The organism is Klebsiella africana (assembly GCF_020526085.1).
Classification (GTDB): domain Bacteria; phylum Pseudomonadota; class Gammaproteobacteria; order Enterobacterales; family Enterobacteriaceae; genus Klebsiella; species Klebsiella africana.
The window spans coordinates 4,820,040-4,840,420 of the sequence record NZ_CP084874.1 but is presented as its reverse complement, the minus strand read 5'-3'; the positions used below and the strand labels follow the sequence as shown (position 1 = coordinate 4,840,420).

Sequence of the window (20,381 nt, the reverse complement as noted above, 5' to 3'; positions counted from 1 at the left end):
ACGGAGCCGTTTATGTGCCGAATGGCGGCTGCGCCTGACCCGGCCTACGCATCGCGCGAGCCGGGTCAGACCGCCGAACCTTAACCCATCGCGCTTTCGCGCAGGCGAGCTTTCAGCTTGTTGTACTCATCGATCACGTACTGTTCTGCCGCGCGCTGATCGGCAATCCGTTCAACGTTGACTGCGCAGTACTTGTACTCCGGCGTTTTGGTTATCGGACTCAGGTTCTCTGAGACCAGCTCGTTACAGGCGCCGATCCACCACTGGTAAGTCATGTACACCGCGCCTTTATTCGGCCGATCGCTGACCTGCGCACGGGTAATGATGCGCCCCTTACGCGAATTGACCCACACCAACGCTTCATCTTCGATGCCTAACCGTTCGGCGTCGGCGGTGTTGATTTGCGCATAGCCTGGTTCATCTGCCAGCGCCGCCAGCGCCGCGCAGTTACCGGTCATTGAACGGCACGAGTAGTGGCCGACTTCGCGCACCGTCGACAGCACCATCGGGTACTCGTCGGTAAGCTTATCGATCGGCGCGACCCAGTCGCAGGTGAAGAACTGCGCCAGCCCGTTCGGGGTATCGAACTTCTCTTTAAACAGATACGACGTCCCCTGATCGGCGTCGGACTCATCGCGACACGGCCACATGACATAGCCGAGCTCACCCATTTTCTCGTAGGTGGCGCCGTAGAAGTCCGGACACAGATGCCGCAACTCATCCCAGATCTCCTGGGTGTTGTTGTAGTGCATCGGATAGCCCATCCGGGTGGCGATTTCGCTGATGATCTGCCAGTCGGTTTTCAGGTCCCACTTCGGCTCCACCGCTTTAAAGAAGCGCTGGAAGCCGCGGTCCGCTGCGGTATACACGCCTTCGTGCTCGCCCCACGAGGTGGACGGCAGGATGACGTCGGCCGCGGAGGCGGTTTTGGTCATGAAAATGTCCTGGACGATAACCAGTTCCAGATCGTCGAACGCTTTGCGGACCGCCGAGAGTTCGGCGTCGGTCTGCAGCGGATCTTCACCCATAATGTACGCCGCCCGCACTTCACCGTGCGCCGCGCGATGCGGCAATTCGCTGATGCGATAGCCGGTATGCGCCGGCAGGCTTTCCACGCCCCAGGCTTTAGCGAATTTCTCGCGGTTTTCCGGGAACTTGACGTACTGATAGCCCGGATAGGTATCCGGCAGCGCGCCCATATCACAGGCGCCCTGAACGTTGTTCTGGCCGCGTACCGGGTTGACGCCGACGCTCGGCTTGCCGAGGTTTCCGGTGAGAATGGCCAGGCTGGTCAGCGACCGTACCGTCTCCACGCCCTGATAGAACTGGGTCACACCCATGCCCCACAGGATGGCGGCGGATTTGGCGCTGGCGTACATCCGGGCGCAGGCGCGGATCTCCTGGGCGCTGACCCCGGTGATCTCCTCCACCGACTCCGGCGTGTAGCCTTCGACGATTTTGCGATACTCCTCGAAGCCTTCGGAACGGCTGGCGACGAAGGCTTTATCGTACAGATCCTCTTCAATAATCACGTGGCCAATGGCGTTGAGCAGCGCGATGTTCGAGCCGTTCTTCAGCGCAATGTGCATATCGGCGATGCGCGCGGTTTCAATTTTGCGCGGGTCGCAGACGATAATTTTCGCCCCGTTGCGTTTAGCGTTAATGACGTGATTCGCCACGATAGGGTGGGAATCCGCCGGGTTGTAACCGAAGATAAACACCAGATCGGTGTTATCGATCTCCGTGATGGCATTACTCATAGCGCCGTTACCGACCGACTGGTGCAGACCTGCAACCGAAGGGCCGTGTCAGACGCGAGCGCAGCAGTCGACGTTATTGGTACCAATAACGGCGCGCGCGAATTTTTGCATCACATAGTTGGTTTCATTACCGGTGCCGCGGGAGGAGCCGGTAGTTTGGATCGCATCCGGGCCATATTTGGCTTTAATGGCGCTGAGGCGGGTGGCGACGTAATCCAGCGCCTCGTCCCAGGAGACAGCTTCCAGCTTGCCGCCGCGTTCACGACGGATCATAGGGGTTTTCAGGCGCGGCGTCAGGATCTGGGTATCATTAATGAAGTCCCAGCCATAATAGCCCTTCAGGCACAGGGTTCCCTGGTTGGTTTTCCCCTGCGCCGCTTCAGCCCGAACGATTTTGCCGTTATCGACCACCAGGTTGATTTTGCAACCTGATGCGCAATACGGGCAAACCGTGACGACTTTTTTCATCGGTCTTGCTCCAGTTATTCAATGGGCGCGTTTGCGCTATCGCGCCGACACTATGCATCTTCTATGCCATATTTTCACTGTGGGTATTCCTTGATGATACGTGGCTTTTTTGGGCGAAATGCTGACGAAAAACAGCCTGTCGACAGATTTGACGTGTCGATACGCTGGAGATGTGACGGCGCTTGAAAAAATGTCACCGGGAGAGGAATTTGTCGGCGCGGCCTTGCAGAATCGATCAGACTGACACTAATTACCGGCGGGCAGAGGCAAAAATGAAACCAGTCATTTTAGTGGTGGATGATGACAGGGAGATGGGCGAACTGCTCAGCGATGTGCTCGGCACGCACGCGTTTGACGTGCTGGTCAGCCAGACCGGCAACGACGCGCTGGCGACGGTGACGCAGCGGGTGGATATCGCGCTGGTCTTACTGGATATGATCCTGCCGGATACCCATGGCCTGCAGGTGCTCCAGCAGCTGCAGCGCACGCGGCCGGAGCTGCCGGTGGTGATGCTCTCCGGTCTGGGCAGTGAGTCTGATGTGGTGGTGGGCCTGGAGATGGGGGCCGATGATTACATCGCCAAACCGTTCAGCTCGCGGGTGGTGGTGGCCCGGGTAAAGGCGGTGCTGCGGCGTAGTGGGGCGTTGGCCAGCGAGGTGCCGGGCGCCGCTGCTGGCCTGACATTCAACGGCTGGCGGCTGGATACCACCCGCTGTGAACTGTATAACCCGCAGCAGCAGGCGATCCCGCTGACCCAGGGAGAATACGGCCTGCTGCTGGCGCTGGCGCAGAACGCGCGCCGGGTATTGAATCGCGAACAGTTGCTGGCGCTGACCCATAACGAAAGCACCGAGGTATTCGACCGGACCATCGATGTGCTGATCATGCGCCTGCGGCGCAAAATCGAGTTAAACCCGCATCAGCCGACGCTGATTAAAACCCTACGCGGTCTGGGCTATGTGTTTTCCGCCGACGTGACCCACAGCGAGAAAGCGGCATAAGGTGGGTTTGCTGCCAACCCGCTGTTGACTTTATTTGGCGCAGGGAGTTTACTTTTTTTATTAAAGTGACACTCTGGGTTAATCTATGCCAACAAAATTAAACTGGCTGCTGCAAAACAGCGCTCCCGGAGATGTGATCCTTCAGTCCTGGTTAAGCCAGCATGCCATCTCGCCCTCTCTGGCCTTTAAATACACGCAAAGTGGCTGGTTAAAAAAACGAGGTAACGGCGTATACGCGCGTGCGGGACGTGAGCCGGAGTGGAACGATGCATTAGCATGTTTGCAAAATCAGCTTGCCGCTCCGGTGTATGTTGCGGGGCTCAGTAGCTTAGTCTGGCTGGGCCGTTCACACTATCTACAGCTAAAACAAAACCAGTGCTGGCTTAGTGTGGAAAATAAAGCGCTGCTGCCGAAATGGTTCAGGGAATTTCCGGGTGTGGAGTGGATAGTCATATCGGGGAAAAAACTGCCGGTGCTGGATGATAGATACCGTGTAACGCTTGATGTAAAAGGGAAAATACTCATCGGCAGTGCGCCAGAACTGGCTGCTTACGAGTTGCTGAGCGCGGTACCGGGGACCCTCTCATTTAACCACGCTGCAGAGCTTTTCCAGGGGCTGGTTAATCTTAATCCTCGTAAAGTAGAGTATCTGCTTTCTGTCAGCCAGTCTGTGCAGGCCAAGCGTTTGTATCTCTTCTTCGCCAGTTTTTACGAGCATGGCTGGTTCAAACGAATCGATAGCCAAAAAATCGATCTGGGAGCGGGCAAACGGCAAATCGTGGTAAATGGCAAGTTCAATGCTCAATACCAAATCACAGTGCCTGAACGCTTTCAAAAGGAATAAAAAATATGGATATACAGGCGCCCTATTATCGGCAGGTTGCTCTGCTAATGCAGGTTTTACCCTATGTTGCTGTCGAACGGGAATTTGCGCTGAAAGGTGGCACGGCCATCAATCTTTTTATCCGCGATTTCCCTCGATTATCGGTGGATATCGACCTCGCCTGGGTGCCCCTGGAAAGCAGAGCGATCGCTTTACCTCATATACGGGATGCGCTTGCACGTATTGCCGACAATCTGCAACAACAGGCAGGTATGAGCGCTGTATTACAAGCCAATCGTTCCGATGAGATGCGTGTTATTGTTACTACCGATAGCGCACAAATAAAGATAGAGGTCTCACCGGTCGCCCGGGGGACATTATATCCACCGCAGGAGCGAGAAGTGGTGGGGGCGGTAGAAGACGTTTTTGGCTATGCCAGCCTTGCAGTGGTTTCGTTGCCTGACCTCTACGGTGGAAAATTATGCGCGGCGCTGGATCGCCAGCATCCCAGAGATTTTTATGATGTGAAATTACTTCTTGATGCGCGGGAGCTTGACCGTCCCATTTTCAATGGGTTTATCGCGTATCTACTGAGCCATAATCGGCCTCTGGCTGAAGTGCTGAGTCCTCGCTGGAAAGATATTGCTGAACCCTTTTACCGTGAGTTCAGTGGGATGACATTTGAGACGATAGGCCTGGAGGAACTGACAGCAGTCCCCAACAGGATGATTGCTGCGTTAAAATCCTGTTTCACGCAACAGGATGTTGATTTTTTGCTGTCATTTAAACGAGGCGAACCAGACTGGCGTTTAGCGCCGGAAATGCGTATTCAGGATTTACCTGCCGTGCAGTGGAAATTGCGCAATATTCATCAGATGCCAGCGATAAAACGCGCTGAGTCATTAGCAAAACTGGAAAAGGTGCTGGCCGAGTGTCGCAGTTAGTTATTTGGTTCGCCGTTGTTGAACTCAGCGTAAAACAGACGTGATTTGAATAAACCGTATCCCTTTTCTCGCCATGATACGTCGTTCTCCTGTGGCATCGCCCTGATAGCGGGATCTACTCGATCTAACCATTCTGCAACTGAATAAACGCCTGCAGCTCAGGGAGCGTTTTGGCGCCGTCGATCGCATTGGCGGCCTGCAGACTGGCGCTGGCGCAGGCGTGGGCCAGCTGCAGACTGTCGGTTAACGGCCAGCGTTCGTGGCTGCCGTACAGCAGGCCGGCGCAGAAGGCGTCCCCGGCGCCGACGCTGCCGATAATCTCTTCCGGCGGCAGCCGCCATGACGGTACCCAGCGCCCGTCTTCGGTACGGGACACGCCCCATGCCCCCTCCGGACAGTGGATCACTACCCGCTGGCGTACGCCGGCGTCAAGCAATGCGCTGGCGGCGCGGGCGATATTGGCGACGTGCGGCTCGCCGTTGGGTAAACGGATCTCCAGCCCGCTAAACTCGCTGGCTTCCAGCTCATTGATGGTCAGATAGTCAAGATGCTTCAGCGCTGGCAGGACCAGCGGGCGGTAGTGCGGATCGCCTTTGCGCGACACCAGGTCGAGGGACACTTCATAGCCTCGCTCGCGCATCTGCGCCAGCAGTCGCGCGCTGCGGGTGCCGTACACTTTATCGGAGCGATCGAGACTCTCAAGCAGCAGCAGATAGCCGAGATGGAAAATTTTCAGCGGCGCATCCAGCGGCTCAAAGGCCGGGAGGTCAAGCAGTCGGTTGGCGCCGGGAGAGTGAAAGAAGGTACGCTGACCGTCGGCGTCGGTCATCACCTGAGTCATCGAGGTGGGGGCGGAGCTGGTGCGCTGTACGAGCTGGCGATTGATATGGTACTGATCGAGCATGGCGGTAATGTAGTCGCCATCGTTATCCTCGCCAATCAGGCCAACCGCCTGCAGCGGCAGTCCGGCATGCATTTTAGCCAGGGTCAGCAGGACATTCAGCGGCGCGCCGCCGGTGGCACGTTCGCTATGTATAATTTCCACCAGCCAGCCGCGCTCCGGCCACTGCCTGATCTGGTGGACATGATCGACCAGCATGTTGCCTGCGGCAATAATGCCTTTCCGTTCCATGATCGCTACTCCGCGCCGTCATACTCGTTAAGCGTAGCGCACAATCGGCGGAACGATTGTGCGCCGGGTTGCGCTTATTTCACGGTCCAGCCTTTGTAAGAGCTGACGTTATTTTTGTCGATCATCGTCACCGGGATCAGTACCGGTGCGGTCGGTGCCGGTTTGCCCTGCAGGATGTCGTAGCCAATTTCCACCGCCTTCGCCGCCATCACCTGTGGATCCTGCGCTGGGGTGGCGACGAACAGCGAGTTCTTACGCTTCAGCGCCTCTTCGCCGTCCGGGCTGCCGTCGACGCCCACGATGAAGAACTCGCTGCGCTGCGCCTGTTTCGCCGCCAGATCGGCGCCAATCGCCGTCGGATCGTTGATCGCGAACACGCCGTCAATCTTCGGATTGGCCGCCAGCAGGGAAGTCATCACCTCCAGGCCGCCTTCCCGGCTGCCTTTGGCGTTCTGGTTGGCGGAGAGGATTTTAATATCCGGGTGTTTTTTGAACTCCGTTTCGCAGCCTTCAACGCGGTTTTGTACGGCGGAGACCGGCGGCCCGTTGATGATCACCACGTTGCCTTTGTTGTTCAGGCGGTCGCTAATGTATTTACAGGCCAGCTCGCCCGCCTGGGTGTTATCGGAGGTGATGGTGGCGTCGGCCCCTTCGGCGGCGACGTCAACCGCCACCACCACGATCCCGGCCTCTTTGGCCCGCTTCACCGCCGGGCCAATGCCTTTCGAATCAGCGGCGTTGAGGATGATCATATCGACTTTAGCGGCGATAAAGTTATCGATCTGCGCCACCTGCTGGCCCAGATCGTAGCCGCTGGAAACCAGCGTCACTTTGACGTTATCCCCCGCCAGCTTGCGGGCCTCCAGCTCCGCCCCTTTGGTGATCTGCACAAAGAACGGGTTGGCAAGGTCGCCCACCGTCACGCCAATCGCTTTTAGCTCTTTGGCCGATGCAAAAGGGGAGGCGGCCAGCAGCGCGCCAGCACACAGCGCGGTCACTATCGGTTTTAAACGCATTCGCTTTTCCTCGCAGGTAAGATGGTGTTGTTATGCACTTTGATGATGTCGGGTACGGTATTTGTCGATCAGCACCGCAATGATGATCACCGCCCCTTTGATCACCAGTTGCCAGAAGTAGGAGACCCCCATCAGGGTCATGCCGTTGTTGAGGGTGGCGATAATTAGCGCCCCCACCAGCGTACCGGTGATGGTGCCGATGCCGCCGACGAAGCTGGTGCCGCCGAGAATGACTGCGGCGATGGCGTCCAGCTCGTAACCGACGCCGAGGTTGCCGTTGGCGCTGTACAGCCGCGAGGCGCTCATTACCCCGCCAAGGCCGGAGAGCAGGCCGCTCATGCCATAAACAAACAGCAGCACCAGCCAGACTTTGATGCCGGTCAGCCGCGCCGCCTGCATGTTGCCGCCCACCGCATAGATATGTACCCCAAGGGTGGTGCGGCGCAGGATAAACCAGCACACCGCGATAACCGCCAGGGCGATGACCACCAGCCACGGCACCGGGCCGAGGTAGTCATTGCCGATCCACTCAAAGCTGATATCGGAGTTGATCACCGTGGTGCCGTCGGCCAGCAGATAGGCGGCGCCGCGCAGCGCCGTGTAGGTGCCGAGGGTGACGATAAATGGCGGTAGCCCGGCGAAGGCGACCAGCGCGCCGTTGAACAGGCCGAGCAGCAGGCCGAGCATCAGCGCCGCCGGAATCGACAGCAACGCAAACGCCGGGATCAGCGACACCACCATCGCGGCCACCGCGGTGGTGCCAAGGATGGAGCCGACGGAGAGGTCAATGCCGCCGGTGAGGATGATGAAAGTCATTCCCGCCGCCAGCACAATGTTGATCGAGGCCTGGCGGGTGATATTCAGCAGATTGCTTTCCGTGAAAAAGTTGGGGGCGATAAAGCCGAAAACGGCGACGATCAGGATGAGGATCGGCAGAATGCCGACGGTCTGCATCAGGTCGCCCATCAACATTTTTTTCGCCGAAGCGGATTTCGCGACCGGCGCGGAGGTCTCTTTCGGTATGCTCATAGTTGCCCTGCCTTAAGGTGAGAGTCGTTCACGCCGGTGGCCAGCGTCATGATACTTTCCTGGCTGATATCGCCGGCCTGTAGCTCGCCAGCGATAGTGCCCTCGCGCATTACATAGACCCGGTCGCTCATGCCCACCACTTCGGGCAGCTCGCTGGAGATCATCAGAATGGCGACGCCCTGGCGCGCCATGTCGTTCATGATGCGGTAAATCTCGCTTTTCGCGCCGACGTCGACGCCGCGGGTGGGTTCATCGAGGATCAGAATGCGCGGGTCAATCGCCACCCAGCGTGAAATCAATAATTTCTGCTGGTTGCCGCCGGACAGCCCGCCGGCGCGCACCTGGGCGTGCGGCACGCGGATGTTAAGCAGCTGGATGGCGTCATCGGAGATGGTTTGCGCCTTCCGGCGGTTGAGCATCCCCCAGGTCGCGTCGCGCTCCAGCGTCGCCATAGTAATGTTCTCCTGGGCGGCCAGTTCGAGAAACAACCCCTGTTCTTTGCGGTTTTCGGTCAGAAAGCCGATCCCGAGGTCGATGGCTTCCCGCGGCGAGTGGATCACCACCGGCTCGCCGTCGATCTCAATCACCCCGGCGGTGGCTTTGCGCACCCCGAAGATCAGCTGCGCCAGTTCGGAACGCCCGGCACCGACCAGCCCGGCGAGGCCGACGATTTCGCCGGCATGCACCACCAGGCTGCTGGGCTTAATCTTGCCGCCATCGGTCAGATCCTCGACCCGCAGGCGCGGCTGGCCGCGGAGAATGTCACGTTCTTTATTGAACAGATCGCTGAGCGGGCGACCGACCATCATGCGCACCAGCTCCGGCGCGTTGAGCTTGTCGCGCACCAGGCTGCCGACATACTGCCCATCGCGCAGGACGCTGACCCGGTCGGAAAGCTCATACACTTCCGCCATGCGGTGGCTGATATAGATAATCGCCATCCCCTCATCGCGCAGACGCAGGATGAGATCGAACAGGCGCTGGGTTTCCCGCGAGGAGAGGGCGGCGGTAGGTTCATCCATCACCAGAATGCGGCTGTTACGGTGCAGCGCGCGGGCAATCTCCACCTGCTGCTGTTCGGCGATGGTCAGGGTCATCACCCGGTCGCTGGCTTTGAACTGGGCGCCGAGACGGTCGATCACTGCCTGCGCCTGGCTGAGCATCGCTTTACGCTGCACCAGACCACCGCGCGCCAGCTCGCTGCCGAGGAAAATGTTTTCCGCGACGGTCAGGTTCGGCGCCAGCTGCATCTCCTGGTAGATCAACGTGATCCCGGCGGCCAGCGCGTCCTTGGGGCCGCGGATGGTTTGCGGTTTTCCGTCGATCAGGATCTCGCCGCTGGTGGCGGTATAGGCGCCGGCGAGGATCTTCATCAGCGTGCTTTTTCCGGCGCCGTTCTCCCCCATCAGGGCATGGATCTCGCCGGGCCAGACCGTCAGGTCGACGCCCTTCAGCGCGTAGAATTTGCCAAAAGCTTTGGCGATATGGCGCATTTCCAGTACCGGGGTGGCGGTCATCGCGGCGCTCCTGTCTATGAGAACAATAGCTACAGTCCACCACCGGAAAATAAATGCAGAATGTCAGAATCCATTCATATTTGTCATAGTGATAAATAGTTAACCGCGATCACAGTTACGCGGCGTCATTTTCTGCACCGTCACGCCTATCTGCCGACCGATCCTTCACCGGAGTTGCTATGACCGCTCGCCGACACCCGTTTTTCACCAGCGCCCGTGGCCGCCTGCTCTCCTTTAATCTGCTGATGGGCGTGGTCACCCTGCTGGTCAGCGGCGTGGCGGTGTTTGGCTTTCACCACGCCAGCCAGCTGCAGGAGCAGGTGCAGCGCCAGACTCTTAACGACATGCGCGGCAGTATGGATCTGGCGCGGGACACGGCGAATGTCGCCACGGCGGCGGTGCGCCTGTCGCAGGTGGTGGGGGCGCTGGAGTACAAAAGCGAAGCAGAACGGCTGCTGGCGACGCAGCAGGCGCTGAAGCACTCGCTGGCCCAGCTGGCGGCGGCCCCGCTGGCGCAGCAGGAGCAGGCGCGGGTGGCTAATATTATTCGCCGCAGCAACGCACTGCAGCAGAGCGTAGCGGAGATGCTGGAGCGCGGCCAGCGCCGCCATCTGCAGCGCAATGCGCTGCTGAGTTCGCTTTATCAGAATCAGAGCAACCTGCGCCATCTCGTCGATCTTAACGATCGCGGCGGGGATAAGGCGATCGATCCACGCCGGCTGGCCGAGATGGACCGGCTGATCGTGGCCGCGATCCATACCGTTACGCCGCGGTCGATCGTTCTGCAGCTCGACCAGCTGCGCGAAGACCTGCCGACCTATAGCGCCGATCCCGCGCTGGCGTTTTTCCTGCCCGACGTCACCCGGGAGCTGGCGACGCTGGCCCCGCTGTCGGCCCAGCTGGAGGAGAGCGACCTGACGATCAGCTGGTACATGTACCACATCAAAGCGCTGGTCGCGTTGCTTAACGAGGACATCAATCAGTACGTGACCCGGGTGGCGGAAGCCTCAGAGCAGCGGGCGGCGCAGAGCCATCGGGAGCTGCGCTCCATCAGCATGTTTATTTTGCTTTCCGCGCTGCTGGCGCTGGCGATCACCGGCTGCGCCGGGTGGTATATCTACCGTAATCTCGGCTCTAACCTGACCGCTATCTCGCGGGCGATGTCGCGGCTGGCTCAGGGGGAGCCGAACGTCTCGGTGCCGGCCCTGCAGCGGCGCGATGAGCTGGGCGAGCTGGCGCGGGCCTTTAACGTCTTCGCCCGCAATACGGCGTCGCTGGAGCACACCACCCGGCTGCTGAAAGAGAAGACCACCCAGATGGAGATCGATCGGATTAAGCGCCAGGAGCTGGAGGAGGCGCTACTGCACAGCCAGAAGATGAAGGCCGTCGGCCAGCTGACCGGAGGTCTGGCGCATGACTTTAACAACCTGCTGGCGGTGATCATCGGCAGCCTCGAGCTGGTGGAGCCGGATGCGCGCGATGCCCCGCGACTCTCCAGAGCGCTGAAGGCGGCGGAGCGTGGGGCGCTTCTGACCCAGCGGCTACTGGCCTTCTCGCGCAAACAGGCGCTGCATCCCCAGGCGGTGGCGATGGCGCCGTTGCTGGAGAACCTCAGCGAGCTGATGCGTCACTCCCTGCCGGCGAACCTAAGCCTGGAGATTGAGGCGCAGTCGCCGGCGTGGCCGGCATGGATAGACGTCGGCCAGCTGGAAAACGCCCTGATCAATCTGGTGATGAATGCCCGCGACGCCATGGCCGGGCGCGACGGAATCATCAAAATACGCACCTGGAATCAGCGGGTCACCCGCAGCAGCGGTCAGCGGCAGGATATGGTGGCCCTGGAGGTGATCGATCATGGCAGTGGGATGTCGCAGGCGGTGAAAGCCCGGGTGTTTGAACCATTCTTCACCACCAAAGCCACCGGCAGCGGTAGCGGCCTGGGGCTGTCGATGGTGTATGGCTTTGTGCGCCAGTCGGGCGGCCGGGTGGCGCTGGAGAGCGCGCCGGGGCAGGGGACGACGGTGCGGCTGCAGCTGCCGCGGGCGATGACCGAGGTTGAGACGACGGTGGCGTCAGCGGAGGACGAGCCGCTCCCGGCGGGGGAACGGCTGGCGCTGGTGCTGGAAGATGAAGAGGATGTCCGCCAGACGCTGTGTGAACAGCTGCATCAGTTGGGCTGGCTGACGCTGGAAACCGCCAGCGGTGAAGAGGCGCTGCAGCTGCTGGAGGCCTCGCCGGATATTGCCCTGTTGATTAGCGATCTGATGCTGCCCGGCGCGCTGAGCGGCGCCGACGTGATCCATACCGCCCGACGCCGCTTTCCGGCGTTGCCGGTGCTGCTGATCAGCGGCCAGGATTTGCGTCCGGCGCAGAATCCGGCCCTGCCGGAAGTGGAGTGGCTGCGTAAGCCGTTTACCCGCGCCCAGCTGGCGCAGGCGCTGAGCGCGGCGTACGCGAGGATTTGAGATTCCTCCGCTACTCGGGGGTTGTACGCTTGATTAAGGTAGCGGCAGGACTCTGACGAGATTGGCCCCGATGAAACGTTACGCAACCGCACTGCTCTTTTGCACCCTGTCGCTGACCAGCCTGGCCGCTCGCGCCGATATTATCGACGACGCGATCGGCAATATTCAGCAAGCCATTAACGACGCCTATAATCCGGGTAGCAACCGCTCCGATGACGACGACAGATATGATGATGATGGCCGGTATGATGACGGCAGCTATCAGGGCAGCCGTCAGCAGCGTAGGGATAATCAGCAGCAATATAACGATCGCCAGCGCCAGCTTGACGACCGCCGCCGCCAGCTGGATGAACGCCAGCGTCAGCTCGATCAGGATCGTCGTCAGTTAGAAAGCGACCAGCGTCGTCTGGATGATAGCTACTGATCGCCCCGCAACGGACCAGCACTTAATCTAGCACGATTTCCATCCCGTCATAGCCCGCTTCGAAACCTGTCGGTAGCGGGTTATCCATCATCCAGACGTCAAACTGGTGGCTGATATGGGTGAGGATCACGCGCGGACAGCCAATCACCTGGTTAAGGCTGCGGACGGTGTTTAGATCGTTATGGTTACGCGGAGTCTGCGCGCGCGGCTCATGACTGCAATCGATGATCATCGCCTGCGGGCGGTTGTTGAGTAAAAACTTCAGCGTTTTGTCCGGCAGCCCGGCGGTATCCGAGAGCCAGGCCACCCGGCTGTGGGCCGACTCCAGCAGATAACCAAAGGTGAGCTTCGAGTGATTAAGGGGTAGGGGTGTCACCCGCAGCCCCTGCAGGTTAAACATCACAAACGGCGTGACGGTATGGTTAAAGTCAAGCAGACCGGGGTGTTTGAGCAGATCGTCGCAGCCGGCGTCATCCGGCGGGCCATAGACCGGGATCGACGCGCCGACTCCCCAGCGCAGCGGAAACAGCCCCTGTACATGATCCAGATGGTAGTGGGTCAGCAGCACCTGCAGAAAACTACCGGCGGGATGATGTTCCATCAAATCCGGTCGTCCGGCATCGAGCAGCGTCACGGCGCTGTTGAACATGACCACTCCGCTACAGGGGCGGCGGCGGTGATTTTCCTCGCGGCGGGCGCGGCGGCAGGCCGCGCAGTCGCAACCGAAGACCGGCACCAGCTGGGCGCCGCCGGTGCCGGTTAAACGGATTGTCAGGCTCATCGTGTCACCTTTCACTCATACCGGCTGATCCTCTTCGCGTACCACGTGGCTGCGCAGCAGGCGGAAGAAATCGTCAACCGATTGTCGGAGACTGCCGTCATTATTCAACGTCAGGCAGTTGTCCGGCTTATAGCGCGCGGCGCGATCCAGACGCTGGGCGATTTCCAGCGCATTTTCCCGGCCGCGCTGCTCCAGCCGCTGGCGCAGTACCGGCGGCGAGACGGCGAGACAGATCGGCACCAACACCTCGCCGTAGCGTTCCCGGGCCAGCGCCAGATGGGCGCGGGAGCCGTTGGCCACTACGTTAAAGCCGGCATGTAGCCAGAGGTCGATCTCCACGCCAATGCCATAGTAAGTATTGTTGGCGTGCCAGCTGAGAGCAAAAAGATGCTGCTCGGCGCGGGTAAAAAATTCATGTTCGCTGAGGGCGATATGATTCTCGCTGCCCGCGTTAAACGGGCGGGTTATGTAACGATGGGCCACCAGCAGCTGCGGGTGCTCGCGCTGGCGCAGCGCCGCCAGCAGGCTGTCTTTACCGGAGCCGGAAGGGCCCACCAGCCAAATCAGTTTTCCCGGCATTAAAAGACCCTCGTTCCCTGGCGCCAGACATGGTCGATGTGTACATGCTCGCCGCGACGGTGGGCCAGCACCAGGTCGGCGCGTTTCCCCTCGGCGATGACGCCGCGATCGTCAAGGCCCAGCGCCTGCGCCGGATGCTTGCTGACCAGACGGATCGCCTGTGGCAGGGTGAAGGCATTGTCCTCGGCGTCGGCGATGCGGAAAGCGGCATCCAGCAGGCTGGCGGGGTAATAGTCAGATGAGAGGATGTCCAGCAAACCGTGGCTCGCCAGCTGGTGGGCGGCGACGTTGCCGGAGTGGGAACCGCCGCGCACGATATTCGGCGCCCCCATCAGGACGTGCATCCCGTGCTGACGTGAAGCCTGCGCCGCGGCCAGCGTGGTGGGAAACTCGGCGATCACGCTCCCAAGCTGATGGGATTCGGCCACATGCGCCTCGGTGGCGTCGTCGTGGCTGGCGAGAGCGATACGGCGGGCGCGGCACATGGCGGCGATGGTCTGGCGATTGGGCTGCGACCAGGTGGCGGCCAGAGCCATCTGCTCGGCTTCAAAACGGTCCATTTCGTCATGCGTCAGATGATATTTGCCCTGATAGTAATCGCGGTACTTGCTGCGATCGGCGTACTGACGCTGGCCTGGCGAGTGGTCCATCAGAGAGACCATGCTCACTGACTCGCGATCGATCAGCTTTTCAAACAGCGGCAGCGTGGTGTGATGCGGCAGTTCACAGCGCAGGTGCAGGCGGTGCTCGGCGCGGTTGAGGCCGCGCTTTTGCGTCTCCTCCACGGCATTGACCATCTTCTCGAGATTCTCAAGACGATCGCCACCATCGCGCACGTCGCCAATCGCCACGGCGTCGAGCACGGTGGTAATGCCGCTGGCGACCATCATGGCGTCATGGCTGCTCATTGCCGAGTGGGCTGGCCAGTCCACCTTCGGCCGTGGGGTAAAGAATTTATCCAGATTATCGGTATGCAGTTCGATTAGGCCCGGCAGCAGCCAGCCGCCTTCCTCATCCAGCGCCTGCGGCAGCCGGCTCTGGCTTTCGGCGAAGGCGAGGATGCGACCGTGCTGGACTTCCAGTGAGCCGTGGACCACGTCGTCGTCGAGAACCAGTTTTACATTATTGATAATCATGCTGTCATTCCCATGGGGTGCAGTCGGTCGGCGACCTGACGGCGTACCCCTTCGTCATGGAAAATCCCCACGATGGCCGCGCCGCGCGCTTTGGCATCGTGGATCAGGTTGACCACGGCAGCACTGTTTTTGCCATCCAGTGAGGCGGTGGGTTCATCAAGGAGCAGAATCGGATAGTCGACCGCAAAACCGCGGGCGATGTTGACCCGCTGCTGCTCGCCGCCGGAAAAGGTCGACGGCGCAAGGTGCCACAGGCGTTCCGGAACATTGAGACGGGTGAGCAACTGGGCGGCTTTGGCGGCGCTCGCTTCACGCGGCATCCCGAGGTCGAGCAGCGGCTGCATCACCACCTCCAGCGCCGAAATGCGCGGGATCACCCGCAGAAACTGGCTGACCCAGCCGATGGTGGTTTTGCGCACCTCCAGTACCTTGCGCGGCGTGGCGGTGACCAGGTCCACCCATTCGTCGCCGTGGCGGATATGGATATGCCCGCTGTCCGGCAGATAATTGGCGTAAAGCGAACGCAGCAGGGTCGATTTGCCGCTGCCGGAGTGGCCGTGGAGCACCACGCACTCCCCGGCGTTTACGGTCAGCGAGGCGTCGGCCAGCACCGGCAGGCGGACGCCGTGCTGCTGGTGCAGAACAAAGGTTTTATGGATGTTTTCAACGCGGATCATGTTAGCCCTCGCGGGGTTGGGTTGCCGGGTGGCGCTTCGCTTACCCGGCCTACGAATAACGCACCTGTAGAATTTGTAGCCCGGCCAAGCGCAGCGCCGCCGGGAATGGCACCGAGGGTTAATTCTGCAACACCGACGACACCAGCAGCTGGGTGTAAGGATGGTGCGGATCGTCGAGCACCCGATCGGTTAAGCCACTCTCCACCACCTGGCCCTGCTTCATCACCAGCAGACGGTTCGCCAGCAGGCGGGCGACGCCGAGATCGTGGGTAACAATCACCACCGCCAGATTCAGCTCCACCGCCAGGCTGCGCAGCAGGTCAAGCAGCCGCGCCTGTACGGACACATCCAGCCCGCCGGTGGGTTCATCCATAAACACCAGCTTCGGCTGGGTAACCAGATTGCGGGCGATCTGCAGACGCTGCTGCATGCCGCCGGAGAAGGTGGTGGGCAGGTCGTCGATGCGCGAGGGTGGGATCTCCACCTCCTGCAGCCACTTTTCAGCGGTGGCGCGAATGTTGCCGTAGTGGCGGGCGCCGGTGGCCATCAGCCGTTCGCCGATGTTGCCTCCGGCGGAGACCTGGCGACGCAGGCCGTCCATCGGGTGCTGATGCACCACGCCCCATTCGGTGCGCAGCAGGCGGCGGCGTTCGGCTTCGCTCATGGCGTACAGCGAGCGCTGTTGGTACAGCACCTCGCCCTGCTGCGGCGTCAGGCGGGCGGAGATCGCCTTCAGCAGGGTGGTTTTACCGGAGCCGGACTCCCCGACGATGCCGAGCACTTCTCCCGGCCACAGTTCGAAGGAGACGTCGCGGAAACCTTTGTCCGGAGCGTAGAGATGGGTCAGGTTATTCACGGCAAGTAATGGCTGGCTCATTTTTTCTGCCCCTCGCTCTGCTGGCGGCAATAGTCGGTATCGGAGCAGACAAACATCCGCTGGCCGCTGTCATCCAGCACCACTTCGTCGAGGTAGCTGTGGCGCGAGCCGCAGATGGCGCAGGGCTCATCCCACTCCTGCACGGTAAAGGGATGGTCGTCGAAATCGAGGCTTTCGACTGTGGTATAGGGCGGCACCGCGTAGATCCGCTTTTCGCGCCCGGCGCCGAACAGCTGCAGCGCTGGCATCATGTGCATTTTCGGGTTATCGAATTTCGGGATCGGCGAAGGGTCCATCACGTAGCGGCCATTGACCTTTACCGGATAGGCGTAGGTGGTGGCGATATGGCCGAAGCGGGCGATATCTTCATACAGTTTCACCTGCATGACGCCGTACTCTTCCAGGGCGTGCATGGTGCGGGTTTCGGTTTCACGCGGCTCGATAAAGCGCAGCGGCTCCGGGATCGGCACCTGGTAGATCAGGATCTGATCCTCCACCAGCGGTGTCTCCGGGATGCGGTGGCGGGTCTGGATCAGGGTGGCGTCTTCGGTACGCTCGGTGGTGACGACGCCGGTGACGCGCTTGAAAAACTCGCGAATCGACACCGCGTTGGTGGTGTCATCCGCGCCCTGGTCAATCACTTTCAGCACGTCGTTCTCGCCGATGACGCTGGCGGTCAACTGGATGCCGCCGGTGCCCCAGCCGTAGGGCATCGGCATTTCGCGCCCGCCGAACGGCACCTGGTAGCCGGGAATAGCCACTGCTTTCAGTATCGCCCGGCGAATCATGCGCTTGGTTTGCTCGTCGAGATAAGCAAAGTTATAGCCAGTCAGTGGATTAGCCACGTTCGTTCTCCCGTTGCAGGCGTTTCAGCAGCGCCAGTTCGGCCTGGAAATCGACATAGTGCGGCAGCTTCAGATGCGAGACGAAGCCGGCGGCTTCAACGTTATCGGCGTGGGCCAGCACAAACTCTTCATCCTGGGCGGGACCGGTAATCTCTTCGTCATAGTCCGGCGCCTGCAGCGCGCGGTCGATAAGAGCCATCGCCATCGCTTTGCGCTCGCTCATGCCGAAGGTCAGGCCGTAGCCGCGGGTGAAGTGCGGCGGCTCCGCCTGCGGGGCGACGAAGCCGTTGACCATCTCGCATTCGGTCAGCAGCAGCTCGCCAATATTGACGCTAAAGCCCAGCTCTTCCGGGACGATTTCCACCTGCACGTAGCCGCTGCGGATCTCGCCGGCAAACGGATGGTTGCGGCCATAGCCGCGCTGAGTCGAATAGGCCAGCGCCAGCAGGTAGCCTTCATCGCCGCGCATCAGTTGCTGCAGGCGCGAGGAACGCGAGCAGGGGTAGACCGGCGGGGTGCGGGTGATATCGTCGGGCGGCGTGCCGTGGTCCTGCTCCGCTTTTGCCAGCCCCTGCTGCGCCAGCAGGTGAAAGACGTGCGGCGTCGGCTGGGTGTCGCACTCGGTTGGCTGCACAGACGGCGCTTCGCCGTTGGCCAGCAGGGTAAAATCGAGCAGGCGATGAGTGTAGTCGTAAGTGGGACCCAGCAGCTGGCCGCCGGGGATATCTTTGTACACTGCGGAGATGCGGCGTTCGAGGCGCATCTCTGCGGTATTAATCGGTTCGCTGACCGCCAGCCGCGCCAGGGTGGTGCGGTAGGCGCGCAGCAGGAAGATCGCTTCGACGTTATCGCCGCTGGCCTGCTTTAGCGCCAGCGCCGCCAGTTCGCGGTCGGCGATGCCACCCTCGGTCATCACCCGGTCCACCGCCAGATTGAGCTGGTCGCCTATCTGGTCAACGCTCAGTTCGGGAAGCCGTCCATCGCCCCGTCGCTTCAGTTCCTGTAAGGCGTGAGCGGCGTGGATCGCCTTCTCGCCGCCCTTGACGGCAACGTACATTTAGCACACCTCCACATGGGTGGTGCGCGGGATCGCCAGCAGGCGCTCGCCGCAGGTGAGGATCAGGTCGATGCCCAGCGGGAACGGGTGCGGGCGTTCGGTTAATTCGTCGATGATGCAGTCCGGCAGCTGCGGCGCGATCATTCGCTCTTCAGCAATGCCAGCCCCGGTCAGGCGCAGCATGCGTCCGCCGCTGAGGCTGGCAAGCTGAACAATCAGTGTGACGCCGGTTTCCGGCGCGGTGACGGTGCCAGCGGAAAGTACGTTGAGCTGCTCGGCGCTAATGCCGTCATTGGCGACGGCAAAGACCGCCTGCTGCGGCTGGTCCACCAGCGGCGCACCAGTATGAAAGCGCAGATTCTGTCCCACCAGATCGTTACGCAGGGCGCTGGCAAGCCAGACCGGCGTTTCGCGATCGGCAAGGGTCAACAGCAGGCTGGTGGACGCCACGTTCAATGGCTGCCAGCCGTGCTGAAGCTGCTGCAGGGAGACAATCACCCCCGGCTCGCTCATCGCTTTCAACAGGCGACGAAAACTGTGTTGGGCATCCTGCACAGCCAGGGTAAAAGCGGGTTGTAAGGTCATGCGTTATCTCCGCGAACCAGGGTAAAGAAGTCGACCCGGCTGGCATTGACTTCGGCGCGTCGGGCTTCAATGCGCGCGCTGCGTAGCGCTTCCAGCGGGGTTATCAGGGTTTCCATTAACGTGTGAAAATGGTGGGGCGACTGCAGCAGGGCGTCGATCGCCGCGCAGCGTTCAGCGTGTGGGCGGTCACGGCCTAAAATCCAGCTGTAGCCGAGCGTACCGTCGGCCAGACGTACCGCCGCGCGGGTAAGCGTGGCATCGCCGGCAAAGAAACGGTCGCCGATACCGCCCATGCGTGCCTGGAGCTGTACCAGCCCGGTTTCCGGGGTGCGAATCAATTCATATTCCGGCGCCAGCTGCAGGGACTGCATGCGTGCCAGAAGATCTTGCGGTTCACTGTGGGCCAGTACGGACATCCAGCGCTGGCGGGTGGCGGTATCGAAGTGCATTCAGTGCTCCATGGTAAATTCAATCATGTCGGCGCGGGTCAGGCTGACGGAGTACTCCGTCGTGACCGACTCGCCCTCACGGCTATTGAGCGTGCGGACGCAGAGCAGCGGCGCCATGTTGGGGATTTCCAGCAGCTTGCTCTCTTTTGCCTGTGCGCGGCGGGCGCTGATTTTGGTGCGTACGCGGGTCAGTTCGACGTCGAGCCGATCGCGCAGCAGATCGTGCAGCGAGCCGTGGCTGAAGGTCTGTAGCACCGGCCAGAAGCGCAGGTCGGCGAAGTAGTGGTCGATCAGGCACAGGGCGACGCCATTGACCCGGCGCAGGGTGCGCAGGTGGATCACGTTGTCGCCCTCATTGATGCCAAAGGCCTCGGCGACATGGGCGCTGGCGGGGCGCAGCACCGAAAGCAGCTTTTCGCTGGTGGGATCGCTGCCCTGTTCCAGCAGATTCTGACTGAAGCGCGCCTGGGCATTGAGCGGGTAGTCGATCGGCCGCATCAGCACCAGCACGCCCACGCCCTGACGGCGCTGGACCCAGCCGCGCTCAACCAACTGGTCGATAGCCCGGCGCAGGGTATGGCGGTTAACGTCAAAGCGCGTCGCCAGCTGCTGCTCGGCGGGCAGATAGTCGCCGCAGCGATAGTGGTGGCGCAGCTCTTGCTCAAGTCGGGCGGCGATTTCCTGATAGCGCGTGGGGTAACTGGTCGGATGTCTGGACAGGTGCATGGTCATCAAGCCTCACACAGCATAGGCGAGGAGGTCCCTCGCGTTGTGGGCCGATCCTGACCGGTTTATGTTGCATTTCGGTTAAGTGAC

Annotated in this window: 20 protein-coding genes; 5 read left to right on the top strand and 15 right to left on the bottom strand. The window is 60.8% G+C overall.

Features of this window, described 5'->3' with window-relative positions; translation table 11 throughout:
- Positions 1-80: 80 nt before the first annotated feature.
- Positions 81-2,228, bottom strand: a complete 2,148-nt coding sequence (gene fdhF / locus LGL98_RS23270; RefSeq protein ID WP_136029799.1) for a formate dehydrogenase subunit alpha — start codon at positions 2,226-2,228, stop codon at positions 81-83.
- A gap of 272 nt (positions 2,229-2,500) precedes the next feature.
- On the opposite strand from fdhF, the gene LGL98_RS23265 reads away from it, so the two are divergent.
- The 3 genes from LGL98_RS23265 (at position 2,501) to LGL98_RS23255 (ending at position 4,996) form a co-directional block, all read left to right on the top strand.
- On the top strand, positions 2,501-3,229 hold the full coding sequence (locus LGL98_RS23265; RefSeq protein ID WP_136029801.1) for a response regulator: 729 nt from the start codon (positions 2,501-2,503) through the stop codon (positions 3,227-3,229).
- Positions 3,230-3,314: 85 nt separating this feature from the next.
- Positions 3,315-4,073, top strand: a complete 759-nt coding sequence (locus LGL98_RS23260; protein WP_136029802.1) for a type IV toxin-antitoxin system AbiEi family antitoxin — start codon at positions 3,315-3,317, stop codon at positions 4,071-4,073.
- A gap of 5 nt (positions 4,074-4,078) precedes the next feature.
- Positions 4,079-4,996, top strand: a complete 918-nt coding sequence (locus LGL98_RS23255) for a nucleotidyl transferase AbiEii/AbiGii toxin family protein (protein WP_136029805.1) — start codon at positions 4,079-4,081, stop codon at positions 4,994-4,996.
- 124 nt (positions 4,997-5,120) lie between these two features.
- Here the strand turns inward: LGL98_RS23255 and LGL98_RS23250 are convergent, their stop codons facing one another.
- The 4 genes from LGL98_RS23250 to LGL98_RS23235 form a co-directional block, all read right to left on the bottom strand.
- Entirely contained in the window at positions 5,121-6,128 is a 1,008-nt protein-coding gene (locus LGL98_RS23250; protein ID WP_136029807.1) for a carbohydrate kinase family protein, read from the bottom strand.
- A 74-nt stretch (positions 6,129-6,202) separates the two neighbouring features.
- On the bottom strand, positions 6,203-7,144 hold the full coding sequence (locus tag LGL98_RS23245) for an ABC transporter substrate-binding protein (RefSeq protein WP_002885156.1): 942 nt from the start codon (positions 7,142-7,144) through the stop codon (positions 6,203-6,205).
- A 30-nt stretch (positions 7,145-7,174) separates the two neighbouring features.
- Positions 7,175-8,173 (bottom strand): ABC transporter permease subunit, encoded by a 999-nt coding sequence (locus tag LGL98_RS23240; RefSeq protein WP_002885172.1) that lies wholly within the window; start codon positions 8,171-8,173, stop codon positions 7,175-7,177.
- Complete coding sequence (locus tag LGL98_RS23235) at positions 8,170-9,690, bottom strand: sugar ABC transporter ATP-binding protein (RefSeq protein WP_136029809.1); 1,521 nt, start codon at positions 9,688-9,690, stop codon at positions 8,170-8,172. The genes LGL98_RS23240 and LGL98_RS23235 overlap by 4 nt, the downstream gene beginning before the upstream one ends.
- Before the next feature lie 179 nt (positions 9,691-9,869).
- Here LGL98_RS23235 and LGL98_RS23230 point away from each other — a divergent pair, with 179 nt between their 5' ends.
- Both LGL98_RS23230 and yjdP read left to right on the top strand, forming a co-directional pair.
- Positions 9,870-12,155: an ATP-binding protein gene (locus LGL98_RS23230; protein ID WP_136029811.1), complete on the top strand. Its 2,286-nt coding sequence runs from the start codon at positions 9,870-9,872 to the stop codon at positions 12,153-12,155.
- 70 nt (positions 12,156-12,225) lie between these two features.
- Positions 12,226-12,579 carry a DDRRRQL repeat protein YjdP gene (gene yjdP, locus LGL98_RS23225; protein ID WP_136029813.1) on the top strand — a complete coding sequence of 118 codons (354 nt, stop codon included), beginning with the start codon at positions 12,226-12,228 and terminating at the stop codon, positions 12,577-12,579.
- Positions 12,580-12,601: 22 nt separating this feature from the next.
- Here yjdP and phnP read toward each other — a convergent pair whose 3' ends face one another.
- The 10 genes from phnP to phnF all read right to left on the bottom strand — a co-directional run bounded on the left by phnP (position 12,602) and on the right by phnF (position 20,291).
- Positions 12,602-13,360: a phosphonate metabolism protein PhnP gene (phnP, locus tag LGL98_RS23220; RefSeq protein WP_136029815.1), complete on the bottom strand. Its 759-nt coding sequence runs from the start codon at positions 13,358-13,360 to the stop codon at positions 12,602-12,604.
- A 15-nt stretch (positions 13,361-13,375) separates the two neighbouring features.
- Positions 13,376-13,939, bottom strand: coding sequence for a ribose 1,5-bisphosphokinase (phnN, locus tag LGL98_RS23215; RefSeq protein ID WP_136029816.1), 564 nt, complete (start codon positions 13,937-13,939; stop codon positions 13,376-13,378).
- A complete protein-coding gene (phnM, locus tag LGL98_RS23210; protein ID WP_136029819.1) occupies positions 13,939-15,075 on the bottom strand; it encodes an alpha-D-ribose 1-methylphosphonate 5-triphosphate diphosphatase in 1,137 nt (378 codons plus the stop codon). The genes phnN and phnM overlap by 1 nt, the downstream gene beginning before the upstream one ends.
- Positions 15,072-15,752, bottom strand: coding sequence for a phosphonate C-P lyase system protein PhnL (gene phnL, locus LGL98_RS23205; RefSeq protein ID WP_136029821.1), 681 nt, complete (start codon positions 15,750-15,752; stop codon positions 15,072-15,074). Before phnL ends, phnM begins: the two co-directional genes overlap by 4 nt.
- A gap of 118 nt (positions 15,753-15,870) precedes the next feature.
- Positions 15,871-16,629 carry a phosphonate C-P lyase system protein PhnK gene (gene phnK / locus LGL98_RS23200; protein WP_060619808.1) on the bottom strand — a complete coding sequence of 253 codons (759 nt, stop codon included), beginning with the start codon at positions 16,627-16,629 and terminating at the stop codon, positions 15,871-15,873.
- Complete coding sequence (locus LGL98_RS23195) at positions 16,626-17,474, bottom strand: alpha-D-ribose 1-methylphosphonate 5-phosphate C-P-lyase PhnJ (protein ID WP_136029823.1); 849 nt, start codon at positions 17,472-17,474, stop codon at positions 16,626-16,628. The genes phnK and LGL98_RS23195 overlap by 4 nt, the downstream gene beginning before the upstream one ends.
- Positions 17,467-18,531: a carbon-phosphorus lyase complex subunit gene (locus LGL98_RS23190; RefSeq protein WP_136029824.1), complete on the bottom strand. Its 1,065-nt coding sequence runs from the start codon at positions 18,529-18,531 to the stop codon at positions 17,467-17,469. The genes LGL98_RS23195 and LGL98_RS23190 overlap by 8 nt, the downstream gene beginning before the upstream one ends.
- The gene (gene phnH, locus LGL98_RS23185; protein ID WP_004210034.1) at positions 18,532-19,116 is read right to left on the bottom strand and encodes a phosphonate C-P lyase system protein PhnH; all 585 of its coding nucleotides are present in this window, start codon (positions 19,114-19,116) and stop codon (positions 18,532-18,534) included. It abuts the gene before it with no gap.
- Positions 19,113-19,565: a phosphonate C-P lyase system protein PhnG gene (phnG, locus tag LGL98_RS23180; RefSeq protein ID WP_136029826.1), complete on the bottom strand. Its 453-nt coding sequence runs from the start codon at positions 19,563-19,565 to the stop codon at positions 19,113-19,115. Before phnG ends, phnH begins: the two co-directional genes overlap by 4 nt.
- A complete protein-coding gene (gene phnF / locus LGL98_RS23175; RefSeq protein WP_136029829.1) occupies positions 19,566-20,291 on the bottom strand; it encodes a phosphonate metabolism transcriptional regulator PhnF in 726 nt (241 codons plus the stop codon).
- Positions 20,292-20,381: the final 90 nt, after the last annotated feature.